At 51.3% G+C, this 20,263-nt stretch carries 12 protein-coding genes; 3 read left to right on the forward strand and 9 right to left on the reverse strand.

Annotation, left to right across the window (positions count from 1 at the left end; genetic code table 11):
• Window positions 1-90: 90 nt before the first annotated feature.
• From CCY01nite_RS23275 to panC, 7 genes are all read right to left on the reverse strand, one after another.
• Window positions 91-984 carry a DUF1338 domain-containing protein gene (locus tag CCY01nite_RS23275; protein ID WP_146866813.1) on the reverse strand — a complete coding sequence of 298 codons (894 nt, stop codon included), beginning with the start codon at window positions 982-984 and terminating at the stop codon, window positions 91-93.
• Window positions 985-1,187: 203 nt separating this feature from the next.
• Complete coding sequence (panB, locus tag CCY01nite_RS23280) at window positions 1,188-2,006, reverse strand: 3-methyl-2-oxobutanoate hydroxymethyltransferase (protein WP_146866815.1); 819 nt, start codon at window positions 2,004-2,006, stop codon at window positions 1,188-1,190.
• A 66-nt stretch (window positions 2,007-2,072) separates the two neighbouring features.
• Window positions 2,073-2,969, reverse strand: a complete 897-nt coding sequence (locus tag CCY01nite_RS23285) for a Ppx/GppA phosphatase family protein (protein ID WP_146866817.1) — start codon at window positions 2,967-2,969, stop codon at window positions 2,073-2,075.
• A 57-nt stretch (window positions 2,970-3,026) separates the two neighbouring features.
• A complete protein-coding gene (gene ppk1, locus CCY01nite_RS23290; protein ID WP_246130025.1) occupies window positions 3,027-5,177 on the reverse strand; it encodes a polyphosphate kinase 1 in 2,151 nt (716 codons plus the stop codon).
• 105 nt (window positions 5,178-5,282) lie between these two features.
• The gene (locus CCY01nite_RS23295; protein ID WP_146866819.1) at window positions 5,283-6,287 is read right to left on the reverse strand and encodes a lysylphosphatidylglycerol synthase transmembrane domain-containing protein; all 1,005 of its coding nucleotides are present in this window, start codon (window positions 6,285-6,287) and stop codon (window positions 5,283-5,285) included.
• Window positions 6,288-6,304: 17 nt separating this feature from the next.
• Window positions 6,305-6,649: an aspartate 1-decarboxylase gene (gene panD / locus CCY01nite_RS23300; RefSeq protein WP_146866821.1), complete on the reverse strand. Its 345-nt coding sequence runs from the start codon at window positions 6,647-6,649 to the stop codon at window positions 6,305-6,307.
• A 182-nt stretch (window positions 6,650-6,831) separates the two neighbouring features.
• On the reverse strand, window positions 6,832-7,698 hold the full coding sequence (gene panC, locus CCY01nite_RS23305; RefSeq protein WP_146866823.1) for a pantoate--beta-alanine ligase: 867 nt from the start codon (window positions 7,696-7,698) through the stop codon (window positions 6,832-6,834).
• 110 nt (window positions 7,699-7,808) lie between these two features.
• Here panC and CCY01nite_RS23310 point away from each other — a divergent pair, with 110 nt between their 5' ends.
• From CCY01nite_RS23310 to metK, 3 genes are all read left to right on the forward strand, one after another.
• Window positions 7,809-8,630 (forward strand): glycogen/starch synthase, encoded by an 822-nt coding sequence (locus CCY01nite_RS23310; protein ID WP_146866825.1) that lies wholly within the window; start codon window positions 7,809-7,811, stop codon window positions 8,628-8,630.
• A gap of 126 nt (window positions 8,631-8,756) precedes the next feature.
• The gene (locus tag CCY01nite_RS23315) at window positions 8,757-10,127 is read left to right on the forward strand and encodes a DUF4270 family protein (RefSeq protein ID WP_186831222.1); all 1,371 of its coding nucleotides are present in this window, start codon (window positions 8,757-8,759) and stop codon (window positions 10,125-10,127) included.
• Window positions 10,128-10,146: 19 nt separating this feature from the next.
• Window positions 10,147-11,400, forward strand: a complete 1,254-nt coding sequence (metK, locus tag CCY01nite_RS23320) for a methionine adenosyltransferase (protein WP_146866829.1) — start codon at window positions 10,147-10,149, stop codon at window positions 11,398-11,400.
• Window positions 11,401-11,462: 62 nt separating this feature from the next.
• Here metK and CCY01nite_RS23325 read toward each other — a convergent pair whose 3' ends face one another.
• A complete protein-coding gene (locus CCY01nite_RS23325; RefSeq protein WP_146866831.1) occupies window positions 11,463-13,160 on the reverse strand; it encodes a GMC oxidoreductase in 1,698 nt (565 codons plus the stop codon).
• A gap of 81 nt (window positions 13,161-13,241) precedes the next feature.
• Window positions 13,242-19,988, reverse strand: coding sequence for a fibronectin type III domain-containing protein (locus CCY01nite_RS23330; RefSeq protein WP_146866833.1), 6,747 nt, complete (start codon window positions 19,986-19,988; stop codon window positions 13,242-13,244).
• Window positions 19,989-20,263 lie beyond the last annotated feature (275 nt).

The raw sequence follows: 20,263 nt of genomic DNA on the forward strand, positions 1-20,263 counted from the left end.
GGCACCAGGTCCGGGCGAATGATGGTTGTGATTGCGGCGGCACCCGGCGCGGCACGGGCGAACGGTCGTTGTGATTGTACAGCCACACGGTCATTGCTTCCCCGTCTGCGCCGAATACGTGCTCTCGAATATCTTGTCCGCATTATTCGCTTCAAAACCCTCGCGCCGGTGCGCCCTTTTGATCTCCTGTGCGGGCAGGTGCGCAAACTGCGGCAACACCCGTCTTTCCGCAAACTCCACATAAGACCCCGCGATCTCGGACATTTCATCGCCCGCAAAGGTGGCGGGGATCATCCGGGCCACGGTGCTGCTTTGCAGCAGGCCGTTATCCGGACTGGTCTTGATCTTGCCACCGGCATCGTTCAGGCGGAAGCCCTTTCTTTCGAGGAAAGCATTGAAATCCGCTATGGTATTGTATCCCGGTTTGAGATTATGCACGCTTACCGTGAAATGGTTCAGGTAGTAGCGGTTATAGATCACCCATGCGGCGTATTCGCTTTCTGCGGCCAGCGCCTGGTAGTCCTTTAGCGCCGGCGTACGCCAGAGCGCGCTGTGCAGGAAGGTGTCTACCGCCGCGCCGTTATCCAGGTCCAGCCCCTCCACGGGGTCGCGCTTCACTTCGCTGGTGTAGCTGCGGATGATCTCCTGCGCGGAAGCGCTGAGGTCTTTTACGCGCAGCTCGCTGATGAAGATGCGCGGATATTGTTCAGAGGGCGGCGCATACCAGTATGCATCCAGCTTTTTCTCGGGGAAGTTGTAGTAGTCGCGTTTCGTATAGCCGTAATGGAGAAATATCTTTTCGAGGGACTGTATGCCCAGGTGCTCCACGCCGAGGGTGCGGAAAGCGATATGATCATTTTCAATGTCGGATGCCTTGCCGATGATGCCTTCGGCGATCATGGCGCTGATGATGGCGCCCACATCGGGAACGCGATCCTTATAACGGCTCATAAGGCCATCCAATACTGTTTCCAGCGTTGTCATGTTTCTTTTTTGATGGTTAGATATGTTGTAAAAGGGCCGGGGGAAAATGCGCGATCATGGAACATGCGAGCAGGTGCTGCGCAGAAAGGAGAGGAGGGAAAGCTGTATGTTCAACAATGCGTTCATTACAGCGAATATAAGGCTTTTCAAAAGGGAAACGGGAGTTTAACACTTTGAATTTTGTTAAAACTCCCGTTCCGGTTTTAGTATTGTTCCTGGTCGTTCGGGAAATCTTTTCTCTTCACGTCGTGAATATATTCCTGGGTGGCTTTGTAGATGTCGTCATAAAGATTGAGGTAGCGGCGGAGGAACCGCGGCTTGAATTCCTTGTTGATGCCGAGCATGTCGTGCATCACCAGCACCTGTCCGTCCACATACTTGCCGGCGCCGATGCCGATGGTGGGAATGGTGAGTTCTTCCGCTACCTGTTTGGCGAGCAGCGCGGGAATTTTTTCCAGCACAATGGCGAAGGCGCCTGCTTCCTGCAGGAGTTTGGCGTCCTGCAGCAGCTTTTGGGCTTCCGCGTCTTCCGTGGCGCGTACGGCATAAGTACCGAACTTGTAGATGGACTGGGGAGTAAGCCCCAGGTGGCCCATCACCGGAACGCCCGCGGAGATGATCCTTTTCACGGATTCGATGATCTCCTCACCGCCTTCTATCTTGACGCCATGCGCGCCGGTTTCTTTCATGATGCGGATGGTGGAGCTGAGGGCTTCCTTGGAATTGCCCTGGTAGGAGCCGAAGGGAAGGTCTACCACCACAAAGCTCCGGCGGATGGCCCGCACAACGGAAGCGGCGTGATAGATCATCTGGTCGAGCGTGATGGGTAAGGTGGTTTCGTGGCCTGCCATAACGTTGGAGGCGGAGTCGCCTACCAGCAGGATGTCCACACCCGCGTCGTCAAATATCCTGGCCATGGAAAAATCATAGGCGGTGAGCATGGAGATCCGCTCTCCGTCTGTTTTCATCTTTTGCAGGATGTGCGTGGTGATGCGCTTGATCTCTTTATTTACAGCAGACATTATGAATAACAATTAGCTAAACAGCAAAGGTTACAATATAAATCCACTTTTAGAACTATTTTTTGATCAGCGGGCGCTTAGTGCCCCGATTTCTTTATAGAGGGAGCGTACAAGACCGTCCGCCAGGCCGATCTTCGGCACGTAGATCTCCTGGATGTCCGTCCACCGCATCACGTTCACGTATATCTGCAACGCAGGCACGATCACGTCTGCACGATCTTCCCGGAGGTTGTAAAGATGGATGCGTTCTTCCACGCTGAAGCTGCTGAATTCCTTATAGTAGTCCTTCAGCTGGTCGAAGGTAAGCGGTTTGCCTTCTTTCTTTTTGGAGAGGGAAAATACCTTGTTGATGTTGCCGCCGGAGCCGATAGCGGTGATCTGCTGGGAGAAGGGGCGCAGCTGCTGCTTGAGGAAATCCTTCATCTGCTGCCAGTGTTCGTCCGTTACCACGCCCTGCAGCAGCCGGATAGTGCCGATGTTGAAAGATTCCTTGAATGCCAGCTGGTTGCCGCTGAAGAAGGTCAGCTCGGTACTGCCGCCGCCCACATCGATATAAAGATAACTCCTGGTCTTGTCCAGGTTCTCGGCTACATGGTTCTCGTAAATATAAGAGGCTTCTTCCTGCCCCGTTATCACGCGGATGTCCACCCCCGTTTCCTGTTTTACTTTTTCGAGGATCTGCATGCCGTTGGATGCATCGCGCATGGCGGAAGTAGCCGCGGCCTTGAGGTATTTCACTTCATATACATCGAGCAGCAGCTTGTAAGCCTTGATGGTCTTCAGCAGGCTTTCCGCGCGTTTTTCCGAAATGCTGCCGCCGGCAAACACGTCCATGCCTAAACGCAGCGGTACACGCACCAGGTTCACTTTGGTGAAGTCCATTTCCCCATTGGGTTTGGGGGATGCATCAGAAATTAATAAACGTGCGGCATTGGAACCGATGTCTATTGCTGCCAGCTTCATAACTCAAATACGGATTGTACATTTTTAATTACGGAAATGAACCAATCCGCAATTGCGTCAAAGGTATGTTTTTTCGTGGAGGTATTTATAAATTTCCACCTGCGCGCGGACCTTGCGGCCGCTGGAATGCTTGTATGCATTCTGTTGCTCATTGTCCAGCACCCGCACCTTCACATTGCTGTTCAGCTGTATGTTGAGGATCTCTATCAGCTCCTGCCGGATGGAGGGCGTTTCAATGGCTACCGCCGCTTCCACGCGGTGGTCCAGGTTGCGCACCATCCAGTCGGACGAGGCGATGTATACCTTTTCATGGCCGTTGTTGTGGAAGATGAACACGCGGGCGTGTTCCAGGTATTCGTCTACGATGCTGACGGCTTCGATGTTCTTTTTCCATTTTTTATTTTCCGTATAGGCGCAACAGATACCACGGATGACCAGCTTTACTTCCACGCCTGCCCGCGCCGCGTCGTACAGCTTGCCGATCAGCTCTTCGTCCGAAAGGGAGTTCATTTTAAGGATGATGGAGGCGGGCTTCTTTCTGCGCGCATGGCGGATCTCGCGGTCTATCATCCGGATGAAATGCCTGCGCATGTTATATGGACTAACCACCAGCGTTTTACATGCCTGCAGCACTTTCTCATCGTGACGGCTGTTTTCGAGGTAGCTGAAAATACGGTTGATGTCCGCCATGATATTGCGGTTGGTGGTCAGCAGGCAATGATCGCCGTAAATCCTGGCCGTTTTTTCGTTCAGGTTGCCGGTGCTGACGAAGCCGTACTGCACGGTTTTGTTGCCCAGGCGCTTTTTGATCACGCAGAGCTTGGCGTGCACTTTCATGCCGGGGATGCCGTACAATACCTTTACGCCTTCTTCTTCGAGCCTTTCCTTCCATTTCAGGTTGGCTTCCTCATCGAAGCGGGCGCGCAGCTCCAGCACCACCACCACCTGTTTGCCGTTGCGTACGGCGTTGATGAGGGCGTTGATGATGCGGCTGTTCTTCGCCAGCCGGTACGCCGTGATCTTGATCGTGGTCACATTCGGGTCCATGGCCGCTTCGCGGAGGAGGTCGATGATCGTGTCGAAGGACTGGTAGGGGAAATGCAGCATCACGTCCTGCTGCGCGATGACCTGCATCACGCTCGGCGCATTCTGGAAAAGGGGATGGATAAAGGTTTTGCGGCGGGTGCGCTCGCGCGTGAACACCTGTTCGGGGAAGTTGATGAAGTCCTTGAAATTGTGGATCCTTCCGCCGGGGATCAGGTTGTCCTTTTTCGAAAGCCCCATGCGGCGCATGAGGTATTCCAGCAGCAGCGCATCGATCTGCTGGTCGTATATAAAACGCACCGGCTTGCCTTTCCGGCGCGCCTTGAGACCTTTTTCTATCTGGTGGATGAGGCTGGTGGACACGTCGTTGTCGATGTCCAGCTCCGCATCCCGCGTTACTTTGATGATATGTGAAGAGAACTTGTCGTATCCGAAATAGGAAAAGACATGCGGCAGGTTGAAGCGGATCAGGTCTTCCAGCAGAATAATGGCATGTTCGTCCTCTTTTGCCGGCAGGATGATGAAGCGCGGCAGGGTGGAAGTGGGGATCTCTATCAGCGCGAACTTCTGTCTGACCGAATTATCCTCCCTGGCCAGCACCACGGCGAGGTAGATGGATTTGTCGCGCAGATAAGGCATTTGCGGGATGCTTTCGAGCATCAGCGGGATGATATTGGTGCGCACTTCTTCGTTAAAGTAGCTGGTCACGAATTTCTGCTGCTCGCGGTTGAGCTGCTTTTCCGTGAGCAGGTGAATCTTTTCCCGTTTCAGCTCGTCTTCTATCTCTTTCCAGATGCGGTTAAACTCTTGCTGCTGGCTGATCACGGTGCGCTGGATGTCTTCCAGTATCTGGTCCGCATTTTCTTCCAGGTGCATCCTGGCGCTGCGGCCCACGGTGCTCATACGTTTGAGGGTGGCCACGCGCACGCGGAAGAACTCATCGAGGTTATTGGAAAAGATGCCGAGGAAGCGGAGCCTTTCGAGCAGGGGAACGGTGGTGTCCGCCGCTTCCTGCAGTACGCGGGCGTTGAAGGAGAGCCAGCTGATGTCCCGTACAATGGTCTTTCTCTTTTTTACTGTGATCCGCTGTTTTGTAATTCGTTTCACCGGTGCTTTTTTTTCTTTTACCGGCTTTATAGCGAGGGCAGTCTGATCCATACTCATATTCACATGATTTACATGTATCCCACAATGGCATAGGAATACAACTGCAAAAGTTATAAAAAAGCCTGCGAGTGGCTATACTGCCAGTGTTAACTTAATATTAAATTACGACTTTTTGTTGTGAATGGGCAGCCAGATGAAAGACAGCAGCCCGAGGATGCAGATCAGCAGCGTCTGCGCGCCCCAGATGATCCAGCCGAAGGCTACGCCGGTGGTTTCGGGTATGTTGTAGAGCAGGAGGGTCTTTTGAATGAGGAAAGGGTATACGCCGATGCCGCCGGGACTAACGATCATGGCTACACTGCCAAGCACCAGTACGGTCAGCGCCGCGGTAAAGCCGAGTTCCCTTGTGGCGGGGAGGCAGAGGAAGCCAACGTACAGCATGGCCAGGTACTGGAACCAGATGCAGATGGTATGAAAGAGGAACCAGCCGAGCTTTTTGCCGTCCATTTTCCCGATGGAGGAGAAGCCGTCCCACACGCCTCTCAGCAGGGCCTTCATCTTAATGGCGGCTTTGGAGGCGGCGAATTTCTTCAGCAGGAAAACGACAAGACCAACAACGGCGGCGGCGATGGCGAGGATGATGAGCCATTGCGTGGCATCCGCGTTGGCGAGCTTGGTTCTCACGGAGGGCCATACTTCGGCGGAGAGGTAACCGGTAACCAGGTCCAGCTGCAGGAACAGGCAAAGCAGGAATACGAGCATCAGGCACACGAGGTCCAGCGCCCTTTCCGCGATCATGGTGCCGATGAGCTTGTCGCCGGGAATCTTTTCATAATTGGCCAGCACGCCGCAACGGGCGATCTCCCCGAGGCGGGGCACCCCCATGTTCACAAGGTAGCCGACCATCACGGCAAAAAAGGTATTCAGGGTACCGGGGCGGTAGCCCTGGGTGGAGATCAGTATTTTCCAGCGCAGCGCACGGGAAAGGTGGCTGCCGATGCCGATAATGAATGCGGGGATGACCAGCCAGTAGTTGCCGCTGAGAAAGGCATTCTTTACGTCCCGGAACTGCTCCGGCGTCATGTCTTTGACGGCCAGCCAGATCATGAACAGGCCAATGCTCAAAAAGGCCAGGAATTTAAGGATGTTTTTCAGCGTCTTGGGCATGAGCAGTGGCGGCTGGTTTACAGTTTGTTGCCTTCCTTCGGGAAAACAGCGATGGGCGTATGTTGCCTGGCTTCCTCCAGATCCATCGTGGCGTAGGAAATAATGATCACGATGTCGCCCACAGCCACCAGGCGGGCAGCGGGACCATTCATGCAGATCACGCCCGAGCCGCGTTTGCCTTTGATAACATAGGTCTCGAGGCGTTCGCCGTTATTTACGTTCACCACCTGTACTTTTTCATTTTGAATGAGGTTGGCCGCATCCATCAGGTCTTCATCAATCGTGATGCTGCCCACGTAGTTCAGATTGGCTTCCGTAATAACCGCCCTGTGAATCTTTGATTTGAGTACTTCGATCAACATATTTCTGGTGTAGTCCGCAAAGGTAGAGGAATTTTAATTAACAGGAAGGCCGGCGGGAGGATTTATCATTTTGTTACGCTTTTACCGGCTGGTACCTATGGAGAGGGTACCGGGGGGTATCTATGGGTATGCCATGGATATGCTATGGATGATCCATGGATAATCCATGGGTAATCCCCGGTTTAACTCCCCGCATGCCCCGGAGATGCGATGATCATATTATCGATCAGCCGCACTTCCCCGAGTTTGGCCGCGGCAAGCACCACCATGTTCCGGTCCACTGGCTCCTTTAATAACTGCAAATCTGATGCATCCGCAATCTCAATATAATCAACCTGATAACCAGCATCTTGCAATTGCTTACTGGCATTTTCCTTTATTATATTAAAAGGCAGTGACCTGATATTTTCCTTTACATAGCCGAGCGCCTGGCTGATGCGGGTGGCAATTTGTCGCGCGGCGGGATCAAGGCGCATATTGCGGCTGCTCATGGCAAGACCGTCTTTTTCCCGCAGGGTGGGACAAATGTGTAATTTAGACGGAATTTGCGTTATCTCTAATAAACGCTTGATAATCATGCATTGCTGAAAATCTTTTTGTCCCATGAAAAGATCATCCGGCTGAACGGCCTGTAACAGCTTATGCACAATAATACCGACCCCCTGGAAGTGGTTGGGACGGTGGGCGCCTTCCAGCACGGTTTCCAGGTAGCCGAAATCGTAGTGCGGCTGCCGGCCGTTTACGCCTTCGGGGTACATTTCGGCTACGGAGGGCAGAAAAAGAATATTTGTTCCGCCGCCGGTCAGTTTCAGGATATCTTCTTTTATAGTGACCGGATATTTCTCGAAATCTTTCGGATCGTTAAATTGTGTAGGATTGACAAAAATACTGCAGACAACAACGTCAGTGGCGGCTTTCGCAGCGCGGATAAGGGAAAGATGACCTTCATGCAGTGCGCCCATGGTTGGAACAAACCCGATCCGTCTGCCTGCCGTTTTTTCCTGTTCCAATGCCTCCTGCAGACGGGCAATTTCTTTAAACAAGTACATAAAGGTGTGCTTAAAAGGATGTTAAAAGTGACAAATTGGCCCTTTTTACCTAAAAATTTCGTAGTTTTGCAAGCCAAATTAAAAATAACTGCATTAATAATCAGCATTAAATGTCCACAAAGAAAAGAATTCTTTTTATAGCCCAAGAGATGTCGCCTTATCTGGAATTGAGTGATTATGCGGCAATGGTTAATAAAATGGCGATCAAATCTAATGAGGCCGGTCTTGAAGTGAGGGTTATCATGCCGAGGTTTGGCAGCATTAATGAACGGAGGCACCGCTTGCACGAAGTGGTCCGTTTATCGGGCATTAATATTGTGATCGACGGGGATGATTACCCGCTTATCATTAAGGTAGCCTCCCTGCCGAATGCAAGATTGCAGGTTTACTTCCTGGACAATGAAGATTATTTCAAGCGCAAAGCGGTGTTTCATGACGATGACGGCAAGTTTTACGAAGATAATGCGGCCCGCGAGGTGTTCTTCTGTAAGGGAGCCCTGGAAACCGTTAAGAAATTTGGCTGGCCGCCGGATATTATCCATTGCAGCGGCTGGATGACTTCCCTGATCCCCCTTTATCTTAAAACCGCTTATAAAAAGGAACCGGTATTCGCCCATTCAAAAACGGTGTTCTCCCTCGAGCCGAACTCCTTCAAGGAGAAGCTGGGCGCATCCTTCGTTAAAAAAGCGATCATCAGCAACCAGATCAAGGAAAAAGACCTGGAGCTGTATAAAGACGGAACCAACGCAGCCCTCAACAAGGGCGCCAGCAAATATGCCGATGCCGTGGTACTCGCCAGCGACAAGGCAGACAAGAAACTGGTAGAAGAGCTGAAAGCCGAAAAAGGCAAGATCGTGGTGCCTTTTAAAAAGGAGAATGAAGATCTTGCAGATTACCTGCAGCTTTATCAACAATTACTGGGCGCCAAATAACCGGCCGGAAACGAAAGTAAAAATGAAAAGTTAAAACTTGCAGTCGCACTCCTGATACTGATTTTAACTTCCTATTTTTAACTTTTCATTAAAGACAATTCTACCAAATCGTTCAAACCAAATTACGTGAAGATCAATTTCAGGAACCTTGGCTGTGTAGCTGCTCTATCGACAGTATTGTACGCATTTTCAGGTTGTAACGAATCCACCATTCTGGGCAAGGACCTCATTCCCGGCACAGATAAAGTGAATGTAAAAGATACCACGCTCGATAACCTGATCACTTCCAACGTATACCTGGCGGATTCCAGCATACGCACCGGTCAGGGTAACTACCGCGCTACCATGGGCAGCGTTACCAACGACCCGGTTTTCGGGAAGTCACATGGTTTCCTGTATACACAGGTAGGTCTTTCTTCCAGCGAATACACCTTTGCGGGAACCGGTCACGTACTGGATTCGGTAGTATTGTATATCGGCTGCGATACCGTATGGTACGGAGCGGATGCCCCGCTTACCTTCCGCATTTACCGGATGAACGAGCCTGATTTCAAGATCGATTCCAATTACAGCTATACAAGACCTTTAAGCTATGATCCCGCGGAACTGCTCGGCACCGCCACCATCGGCCCCGTGCATCCGAATGACTCGCTTTCCATCTACGGCGAAAAATATGCGCCGCAGCTGCGCTTCAAGCTGAGCAACACTTTCGGTAACGAAATGCTGCAACAGCGGGCGGACGGCGCCTTCAAAACGGACTCCGCCTTCCGCGTATTCCTGAAAGGCTTCGCCATCGTTCCGGATACTTCGCTGCCGAATAACAGGACCATGCTGTTCCCGAACCTCAACAGCGGAGACACCCGCCTCACCGTTTATTACAAGAACTCTACGGACGACTCCCTGACAGCCAACTTCCCCTTCCAGCAATATGCCAGCGCTCACGCCAACTACTTCACCCGCAACTACACCGGGTCTGACGCAGCGCCGTATATCAATACCAACAAACCGGAAGGAGAGAACCGCATTTACCTGCAGGAAGCTCCCGGTATTTTCTCTCAGCTGCAGATACCCAACCTGGAGAACTTCCCGAAATCCATTATCAACAAGGCGGAACTCGTTGTTACGCAGATCTCCACCGGCACAGAGCCAAGTACCGTATTCACGGAGCCCGAGCGCCTTTTCCTCTGGAGGTATATCACGCATGACAGCCTCGGCTATATCATCGATTACGGCAACCCCTCCAATCCCGATCTCGCTTACTACGGCGGTAACAGAACTGTCATAGATCTGCCGGGAGGCATCAAAGTTGTTCAATATAAGTTTAATATTGCACGGCATCTGCAGTTCATTGTGGACAGAAAGCTGGAAAATTCAGTATTTAAACTGGAAGCCATTTCCAGCAGGTATAACATTGACATGCGCGGTGTAAGGGCCGGCGGCGGTAATGCTGCACCACCGGCCAACATCAAACTAAGGATCATTTACACTCAACTATAATCATCAGAATCGACGTTTTATGCCTTACTTATTTACCTCAGAGTCTGTTTCTGAGGGCCACCCTGATAAAGTTGCCGACCAGATCTCAGATGCTCTTATCGACAATTTCCTTGCATACGACATCTCTTCCAAAGTAGCCTGCGAAACGCTGGTGACCACCGGCCAGGTAGTACTGGCAGGCGAAGTAAAATCAGATGCTTACCTGGACGTACAGGACATTGCCCGTGAAGTGATCCGCCGGATCGGTTACACGAAGAGCGAATACATGTTCGAAGCAAATTCCTGCGGCATCCTCTCCGCGATTCACGAACAGTCCCCTGATATCAACCAGGGTGTTGAGCGTAAAAGCCCCGAGGAACAAGGCGCCGGCGACCAGGGCATGATGTTCGGCTATGCCACCCGCGAAACTGAAAACTATATGCCGCTGGCGCTGGACCTGGCACACAAGCTCCTCATCGAGCTGGCCGCCCTCCGCCGCGAAAATAAAGAGATCACCTACCTGCGCCCCGATGCAAAATCCCAGGTAACGATCGAATACAGTGATGACAACAAACCCGTGCGCATCGATACCATCGTGATCTCCACACAGCATGATGACTTTGCCGCGGATCAGCAGATGCTGGACAAGATCAAGCAGGACATGATCAACATCCTCATCCCGCGTGTAAAAGCGCAGTTGAAACCCGAGCTGCAAAGCCTCTTCACAGACAAGATCACTTATCATATCAACCCCACCGGCAAGTTCGTGATCGGCGGTCCCCATGGCGATACCGGCCTCACCGGCCGCAAGATCATCGTGGATACCTACGGCGGCAAAGGCGCTCACGGTGGTGGTGCATTCTCCGGTAAAGATCCTTCCAAGGTAGACCGCTCCGCAGCATACGCTACCCGCCACATCGCCAAGAACCTGGTAGCAGCCGGCGTTTGCGACGAAGTGCTGGTACAGGTTTCCTACGCCATTGGTGTAGCAAAACCCTGCGGCGTGTTCGTAGACACTTACGGCACCGCTAAAGTGAAGCTGAACGACGGCGAGATCGCCCGGAAAGTGGAAGAGATCTTCGACCTGCGCCCTTACGCCATCGAGCAACGCCTGAAACTGCGTAACCCGATGTACAGCGAAACCGCTGCTTACGGGCACATGGGCCGCGAGAATAAGGTAGTGACGAAGGTGTTCAACGCCGGTAAGAAAACGGAGAAGAAAGTGGAAGTGGAGCTGTTCACCTGGGAGAAGCTGGATTATGTGGAGAAGGTGAAGCAGGCGTTTGGACTGTAATATAACGTTGATATATAAGAAGGGAGCGTATCAAATGTGATACGCTCCCTTTTTTTATGAAGTTACAGATGCTGCCGGTTCATTTCCTGCGTTGCATGATCACATGCGCGTGCGGTCAGGGCCATGTAGGTGAGGGAAGGGTTCTGGTTGGCGGAGGAAGTCATGCAGCTGCCGTCTGTGATGAACAGGTTGGGCACATCATGCACCTGGTTCCACTGATTGAGCACGGAGGTTTTAGGATCTCTGCCCATTCTCGCTGTGCCCATTTCATGTACGCATTCCCCGCCGATGTACTTGTAATCAAAACCATTGACGTTGGTAAACCCGCTTTTCTGCAGCATTTCCACGGCGCTGGCCTGCATGTCTTTCCGCATGTTCTTTTCATTTTCCCCAAGCTCGAACCGGATCTTTACCATGGGGATGCCCCACTTGTCCAGGCGGTTTTTGTCGAGCGTCACGCGGTTATCCGCATAGGGGAGTGTTTCCCCCCAGGCGGATATCCACATCGCCCATTTACCGGGACTGGTCAGCTCCTTTTTAAAGGATTCGCCATATCCTTCTACCGCATACAGGTCGTTCCACGCTTCCCTTTCGCCATATCCCTGGTAGCCGAATCCACGTACATAATCATCCCGTTTTGTACGCGCATCGATATTGCGGAAGCGGGGAATGTAAATGCCGGTGGGGCGTCTGCCTTTATAATACTGGTCTTTGAACCCGTCTATCTGGCCCATGGCGCCGGCTTTGAAATGATGGTCCATCAGGTGGCGGCCAACGATGTCATGGTTATTGCCGAGCCCGTTGGGAAATGCGTCTGAAGTGGAATTGAGCAGGATGGCGGCGGAGGCAACAGTGGAAGCGTTCAGAAAGATGATGCGCGCATGGAACTCGGTCACTTCTTTTGTTTCCGAATCGATGACCCTTACGCCGGAAGCTCTTTTCCGGTCTTTATCATACAGTATTTCAGACACGGTGCTGAAGGGGCGGAGCGTGAGATTCCCGGTAGCCATGGCGGCGGGAATGGTAGCGGCGTTGCTGCTGAAATATCCTCCAAAGGGGCAGCCGCGGTGGCAGAGGTTGCGGAATTGACAAGGGCCGCGGTCATGCCATCCACGGGTAAGGTTCGCCACCCTGCCGATGGTGATCAGTCGGTCGGCATACTGTTCGCGGATCTTTTCCTGCAGGTGCTTTTCCACACAGTTCATTTCCATGGGCGGGAGAAATTGCCCGTCCGGCAGATGTGACAGTCCTTCCGCCTGCCCGCTGATCCCCGCAAACTGCTCTACGTAATCGTACCAGGGCGCAATATCCCGGTAACGAATCGGCCAGTCAACCCCGTGCCCGTCTTTTGCATTCGCTTCAAAATCGAGGTCGCTGAGCCGGTAGCACTGCCTGCCCCAGGTAAGGGACCGGCCGCCCACCTGGTAGCCACGTACCCAGCTGAAAGGTGTTTCCTGTATGTAAGGATGCTCTTTGTCCCGTACAAAGAAATGCTTGTTGCTTTCATCGTAAACATTGCTCTGGATGGGATCGTCCGCTTTGTCCTGCTCGCTGTTCACCAGCCTGTGGGGGAAATCCCAGGGGTTGAGGGTAGCGGTGGTATAGTCTTTCACATGCTCCACGTTGCGGCCTCTTTCGAGCAGCAATACTTTGAGCCCTTTTTCGCATAGTTCTTTGGCCGCCCAACCTCCGCTGATGCCGGAGCCGATGACGATGGCGTCGTAGGTTTGTATTGCGGCAGCCTTTAAATTAAGATTCATGTACGATCGTTAACATTGACAATTTAAAAAAAATCCGGTCATGCAGACCGGATTTTTTTCTGTGGGTATCTTTTAAAAAGATCAGTTAGTACGGATAAGCTTCACTGTTTTTGCAGGTTTGCCGTCAATTGTGACTTGCAGCAGGTAGATACCCTTGCCGGTGCCGGCTGGAGCATCTATCCTTTGCTGGTAGTAACCCTGTGGCAGATTGCCGAGGTCTTTAACCAGCACGAGGCGTCCGCTGATGTCAAACATGTTTACCACAATCTTGCCGGCCTGGCCGAGGTGCATAGACAGATTGAAGAAGGAACTGAACGGATTCGGGAATACTTTTTCAACCGTAACGCCTGGTTCAGGAGTAGCGGCAGCGTGATCCTCTTTCACATTCATATCTGATATTACAAGCGCCTGCTGCTCCTGTCCGCCTCTCGTGCGGGCGATCAGACCGTTAGGTCCTGCTGTAACTTCCCTCGGGTAGCTCTTGATTACAAGGGCGTTCAGGTATCCGTAAGTTGCCTGCGCGTAGAGCGTTAATAACAACTCGCCATTTTCATCGGGAACAAGGTTCTCGATTGTAGCTGTGTTTGTAGAGTTGTTATTGGCATCAAGTGTTGTTGACTTCCCGCCTATGAGGTAATGCGTGATCCTTGATCCGCCACCGTTACGGCTTGCCATAAAAGTGAAGGAGTATTCTTTGGATTGATCAAGGCCATAGAACCTCATCCGGGCTGTATCACCTGTTTCCACGTAGTAGGATTCCGCTAAAACCAGGTCCGGGAAAACGCCGGAGTTGTTTCCTGTCTGTACGCCCGCCGGATTTGTTCCGGTGAAGCCCTGTTCAATTGTCCATGAGAAGCTTACAGGAGAACCTGTTGCATCCAGCGGATTCGTCATCGTCTGTCCTTCATATGGCAGGGTGTTGGTATTGTTCCACGGTGAAGGGGCAGGGTTGGCTGTATTGAAATTGAAGTATGCCGCATATGCCAGCGTACCGCCGGAAGCAATATTGCTGTAGTCGGAATACAACGTATCTGCAACAGCCCTTACCTTGTAATAGTAGATGGTATTGCTGGAAAGACCAGCATCCGTATACGTTGTTGTATTGGCTGCCACCGTCTGTATAAGCGCATAGGTGCCGTTGCGGGAAGCGGAACGATAGATCTCGTAGCCTGTTTCGTTGCTTGCCTTGTCGGCCCATGTCAGTTTAAGGCTTGTCTGTGCATTGCCTGATATGGAAAGGTTGTCTGGTGACAACGGAATTCCGTTATCGATATAAGACTGGATGACCATTGCATTCAGGTAAGCATAGGTAGAGCCAGATGCACGTACTATGCTGAATTCTATATTGCCGCTTCCATCCGGACTGATGCCATTAAGCTGTACAGTATTGGATGTGTTGCTTGCAGCGTTTAGCGTTACGGATTGAGCACCAACACTATAGGTGGTATTCCTGTTATCAGCTACCTGTCCGCGGCTGCCAAAGAATACAAGGTTGTATTTATAGGCCGCGTTCAGATTGCTGATCCTGATCCTCTTTGAGGTGGCGGTCTGATCGTAGAACGCAGTGCGCATCACGTCATCGGGGAATACACCGGTATTGTCTCCCGTTACGGCACCAAATTCATTGTCTCCTGTCATTGCGTCAACGATCGTGATCGTAGCACCGGTGGAGTTACCCAGGCCATCCTTGAGATTAGAGATATTTGCACCCGCGCTGGGCAAGCTGTTGAAGCTGTTCCATGGAGTTGCCACCGGGTATGTTCTGTTGAAGTTCACATAAATAGCAGTCATGTTCTTGTCTGCTACCTGTACAGAGAACGTGCGGTCGCTTTGTAAGCCATTGTTATCCGAAGCGGTAACTGTAATGTCAAACTTGCCGGTGTGGCTGCTTCCGGGAGACAGTGTTAATGTTCCGGTACCATCGCCATTATCATGCAGCACGGCAAAAGATGGAAGATTGCTGGCCGTTAATGTAATGACATCTGATGTGTCATCGGTCGCTGAAAGCTGGATAGTGACCACGCTGTCCGTCTTCATGCTTACATCTGCGATAGCATTCAGCAGCGGTGCTCTGTTCGGGAGTGTTGTGCTGATGGTATCTGACAGGCTGGACCCGCTGGTATTGAAGGTCTCAATAAAATATCGATAAGTGGTGTTGCCGGTCACGTCCGCATCAGTATATACTGTATCATTAGCGTTAACGGTGGCGAGCAGGGAGAATTCGCTCGCAGCCGCGCTGCGGAAAATACGGTATCCGTCTTCGTTAAACGCCCTGTCGGTCCAGCTAAGCTTCACACCGGCCGGCAGCACGCTGGCATGCAGGTCCCCGGCTTTGGCAGGCGCTTTTCCGTCATAGTACGTTGCCTGGATCACTACGCTGGCGAGGTATGCATATTCTGTAACAGGCGCCAGTTCCATTTTGATTTCGCCATTGGCATTGGCCCTGATGTTGTGCAGGGTTACCGTTGTGCTTTGGTTGTTGGAAGTATTGAGCGTTGCGGAAGCGGTATCATTCAGCCGGTAAATAGAAAGGCGGTTATCTCCAATTCCGTTACGGCTTCCGAAGAACGTAAAGGTATACTGGTAATTCGTATCCACGCCGGACAGCTTCATTACCTGTATGGCATTCTGTGTAAACCAGTTGCTGGCGGTCACCACGTCAGGGTAAATGCCCGAATTGTTACCGGTAGAATATCCGAAGTTATTGGTATTATAGGTATTGTTGATATTCTGCCATGGCGTTTCAATGCTGAGCGACATGCCCGTATTCTGGTTCTGCACGTCCAGCAGGTTTGCAAAAACATCTCCCTGTACCGGTTTCTTGTTCAGATTGTTCCATTGGGCGGCTGACTGCCATGCAGCTTCGTTAAAGTTGATCTGCAACTTGAAATTCGGGTCAACATCCGTCACATTTAATGCGAACGTTTTAGCGTCTTCACCACCTTTTCCGTCATCTACCTTTACGGTCACATTGTAAACGCCGTTATCCGTATAACCGGGAGCCAGGCTGATATATGCGGTATTGCCGTCAGATACGAGTGTTGCGAAGGCCGGCAGGCCGGTAGCAGTCCATGTAATGATGTCGCCGGCATTCTGGTCGGTAACGGTCATGTGGATGGTATCTGCGGTGTTTTCCGCCAGTGATATGCCGGAAACATTGCCGAGCACCGGCTGGAAGTTATCGTCCACCGTCAGTGTAAACGATGTTGCGGCGCTGCCATTATGCCCGTCATTAGCGGTAACGGTGATACCTGCGTAGGTACCAAGGTTGGTGGTGCCAGGTGAGAAAGTAAATTTACCGGTACCATCGCCGTTGTCTGTAAAGGTCGCAAATGCCGGTACATTGGAAGCAGTGAGTGTGAGCGCATCACCGTCTTCATCGCTTGCGGACACCTGCACTTCCAGCGTTGTTTCATACCGCATGCCCCTGTTGTTCAATTCCACGATTTCCGGCGCGTTATTGCCTGCTGTGATGGCAACTTCATTGGAGTAAGCACTGTTTCCGCCTTCATTGGCAGCCCTTACCTTATAGTAATAAGTGATGTTGGCAGATACGGTGGAATCAATGAATACCGCGGTATCTCCAGCATTTGCCGGAAGCGATTTTAATAATGCATAGGTTGTATTTACGGCAGTTGAGCGGTATACCTCATATGCTGTTTCGTTACCGGCATTGTCTGCCCACTTCATCCGGATAACGGAAGGAGAAAGCGCAGAACCTTCCAGAGCTGACGGCGCGGCCGGAGTTGTTGGAGCAGCAAGCGTTGTACCTTTTATGTAGGGGTTGAGCAGCGCGCTTGCAGGAATGACCTGCTTGGATATTCCAGGGCCTGCATACCTCGCGGCCAGGGAACGGCTGCCTGTTGCTTCAAAATAGGTAACGATCAGTTTGTGATAACCTGCTGTCAGATTGCGCGTACCTGATTTTTCAACTGATCCGCTCAGGTGGTCATTGCTTACCACCAGCTCGTTGTTTGTAAATCCATCGATGTAGAGCTTGCTGCCTGCATCTGAAGTGGTGTAGAAAGTATAGTTGCCGGCTGTTGGCAGATAGATCCAGCCTTCGAATTTCATCGCGAACTGGGTATTGCGGTCTCTCGGCGTAATATCAACCGTGGCAACAGTACCGGATTTCTTCGGCGTGATAGCGTTGAAATCAGGCAGCGATGTATAGCTGGTCGCTTCGTAGTAATCATACTTCAACCCGTCATATTCCGTAAGTGCAAAACCGGAATTGCCATAATTGTTGATGGCCCGTACGCGGTAATAATAAGTAGTCTGCGGGTTTAAAGCACTGTCGGTAAAGCTGGCCGTGTTGGCGCCAACAGTAGCAACGATGCTGTATGCACCATTTGAAGTGGCGGAGCGATATACCTCAAAGCCAGACTCATTGCTGCTGTTATCTGTCCAGGATACATTGAGCTTGTTATGCGATACTGCCTGAACATTGATGGCGGTCGGAGCAACAGGAGCTGTATCCGGCAGCGTAATGGTATCCACAAAGTACTGTGCGGGGATCAGCTGGCGATTGGTAACACCATGAGCAGTGTTCTTCCAGTATACCTGCATGTTCTCTCCACCCGTAGCTTCAAAGTAGGTAATGGCGATCGGGTGAGCGCCGGCTGTCAGGTGAATAGTGCCTTCGCGGTACTGGTTGCCGTGCGCACCGTCGTTGTTCACCACAGCGGTGGCGGTATGGCTGTATTGACCAATGTACAGCTTGCTGCCGTCATCGGAGTAAGTTTCAAATGTGTAGTTCCCGGTTACTGGAATGTTGATGTATCCTTCCCACAGGAATGCAAAGCGGTCGTTTTGCGTCCGCACGCTGATGTCAGCGGTCGGCGTGTTGCCTGTTTTAACAGGTGTTAACGTATTGAAGTCGGGCAATGTGCTCCAGGTACCGGTATAGAATTTATAATTCAGGCCACTGTTCACAGTGGCGGCGCTTACCTGGTTGCTGGCGATGGAAGTATTGCCGGTAGCGTCTTTTGCTTTTACCACAAAAGAATATACCTGCCTGTAGTTGAGGCTTGCGGCGAGGAAAGATGTCTGATCGCCATTGATGGTATATGCACGGATGCCGTTGATATAGATTTCGTATTTGTCAACACCCACTTCGTCGTAAGAAGCCGTCCATGACAGGGCTACAGTATTTCTGCTAACGCCTGTTATCGTCAGGTTGCCGGGCGCGGTAGGAGGGGTACCATCTGCAAGCGTGGTAGCTGTTACTGCCGCGCCAACAGTGGCGGCGCCATTGTTGTTCACAGGCCGCACCTTATAATAATATGCAGTGTTGGCGCTGAGGCCGTTGTCAGTATAGGTCAGCACATCGGCATTTACTTTCGCGATGAGCTTGTAACCGCTTTCAGCTGCATTGGAACGATAAACTTCAAAGAACGTTTCATTGTTCGCCGGATTGGGTTTGTCACTCCAGTTCAGCACTATTTGTGTTCTGCCCATTGTAGTGGCAATAAGGCTGGTCAGCGCATCAGGTCCGTTTGCGCCGCTCGCGTCAATTACCTTGAACGGAGCGGAGAAGTCGCTGGAGCAGCCGAATTGTTCCGTAACTTTTACCACATAATCACCGGGCTGGCGAACGGTCAGCTTGTTAGTGGTGCTAAGGGTGGCGGGATCGCTCGTTTTCTTCCAGAGGTAAGAAGAATAACCCGTCGGAATTTCAAGCACTACGCTATCGGAACCTGCAGGGGTGGGCAGCACATTACTCATGAGACCGGAAACAGCGATATCCGGACTTACAGTCGGATCTTTCAGCTTGATCACAACAGGTGTGTGTGACCAGTCGGACCATACCGTGCCATTGTAAATGCGCGCGTCATAACTACCGAAGCTCGTAGCGGTATATGTATTGGAGGTAGCACCGGAAATGATTTCGCCGTCTTTTCTCCATTCATATTGATTGAATCCTGCGGTCAGGCCCAATGTAACATTCACCGGGTCGCCGGGGCAAAATTCAGTTCTGCCGAATAAAGGCCAGGGATTGGATTTATAGGCCCGCATGGCAAAGGGAAAGAAGTCGGATTCTCCCCATGCAAGTCCCCATACGCCGTGACCCTGACCGGGATAAATGGTCAGCTTGATATTGGCGCCTGCATTTACTGCATTGTCATAGACACCTTGTGCGATCGCCGGCGCAGGATTGGGATCGGAGCCGCCCTGGAACCACCATATAGGCGTATATTTCCAGGTATTGATGGAATTGGTCAAATTACCATTCGCAGCGCTGATAGGACCTAAAGCTGCTACCAGCTTTGGCTTGGTTACCATGAAGTCCCAGGTTGCCGTACCACCGGCAGATAACCCTTCCGCAATGATGTGGTAAGGGTCAACATTCAGCTGGGGCCTGAAAAAGTTATTGATCAGTTCGTCGATAGCGTTGGAAAAAGAAGGGCCGAAATAGCCGGAAGTATTCTGGGGATAAAAAAGAAATCCGTCAAAGCTGCCATTATCCACCTTGTTCATATGTGTCTGCCCGCCGTGATACAGCTGGTATTCGTTGTCATACTTGGAACCCTTTTCACCCAGACCATGGAAAAAAATGATCATGGGGTACTTTTTATTGGGATCATAGTTGGCCGGCCATTTCAGGCGGAACTGCATACCCTTGTAAATGTATGCCTTGTAGGAGCTCGTGTTCCAGTTAACCCGGTTGGTCTTCACCCATTTCCCTATCTGCCCGTAAACAGGCTCTGTGGGAGGGGCGGCGGGATTGTAAACCACAACGGGATCATTCGGATCCAATACCTGTGCCCAGGCCGTGTGCACGCTGAGCAGAAGGAACAATTTAAGTAATAGGTAGAATTGTTTCATATATGTATGTATCAAGGTGTTCGGACATTCATAGCGTGACTTATATTGTCAAATGACAATAACGGCATGCTGAGCAAGTTTTACGTTGGATATACGTGGCTAAAAATATGCGGCTGATAGCCGAACAGCTTTGCAGAGGAGATGGTAAGGTGAGAGGTCCTTTTTAGGGACTAAAAACTAAATTCAGTGCAAATTAGAGAAAAATATTATGCTGGCATGAGAAATTTGGCAAATGGCGTTTTTTTGTTGGTGAATTGCAGTAAAACGGAGATAAG

This window comes from Chitinophaga cymbidii, assembly GCF_007992715.1.
Taxonomy (GTDB): Bacteria; Bacteroidota; Bacteroidia; order Chitinophagales; family Chitinophagaceae; genus Chitinophaga; species Chitinophaga cymbidii.

Coding starts and splice junctions, on each gene's coding strand:
- CCY01nite_RS23310 (WP_146866825.1), top strand. CDS start 7,809: ATGTCCACAAAGAAAAGAATTCTTTTTATAGCCCAAGAGATGTCGCCT.
- CCY01nite_RS23295 (WP_146866819.1), bottom strand. CDS start 6,287: ATGCCCAAGACGCTGAAAAACATCCTTAAATTCCTGGCCTTTTTGAGC.
- CCY01nite_RS23330 (WP_146866833.1), bottom strand. CDS start 19,988: ATGAAACAATTCTACCTATTACTTAAATTGTTCCTTCTGCTCAGCGTG.
- metK (WP_146866829.1), top strand. CDS start 10,147: ATGCCTTACTTATTTACCTCAGAGTCTGTTTCTGAGGGCCACCCTGAT.
- panD (WP_146866821.1), bottom strand. CDS start 6,649: ATGTTGATCGAAGTACTCAAATCAAAGATTCACAGGGCGGTTATTACG.
- ppk1 (WP_246130025.1), bottom strand. CDS start 5,177: ATGAGTATGGATCAGACTGCCCTCGCTATAAAGCCGGTAAAAGAAAAA.
- CCY01nite_RS23275 (WP_146866813.1), bottom strand. CDS start 984: ATGACAACGCTGGAAACAGTATTGGATGGCCTTATGAGCCGTTATAAG.
- panC (WP_146866823.1), bottom strand. CDS start 7,698: ATGTACTTGTTTAAAGAAATTGCCCGTCTGCAGGAGGCATTGGAACAG.
- CCY01nite_RS23285 (WP_146866817.1), bottom strand. CDS start 2,969: ATGAAGCTGGCAGCAATAGACATCGGTTCCAATGCCGCACGTTTATTA.
- panB (WP_146866815.1), bottom strand. CDS start 2,006: ATGTCTGCTGTAAATAAAGAGATCAAGCGCATCACCACGCACATCCTG.
- CCY01nite_RS23325 (WP_146866831.1), bottom strand. CDS start 13,160: ATGAATCTTAATTTAAAGGCTGCCGCAATACAAACCTACGACGCCATC.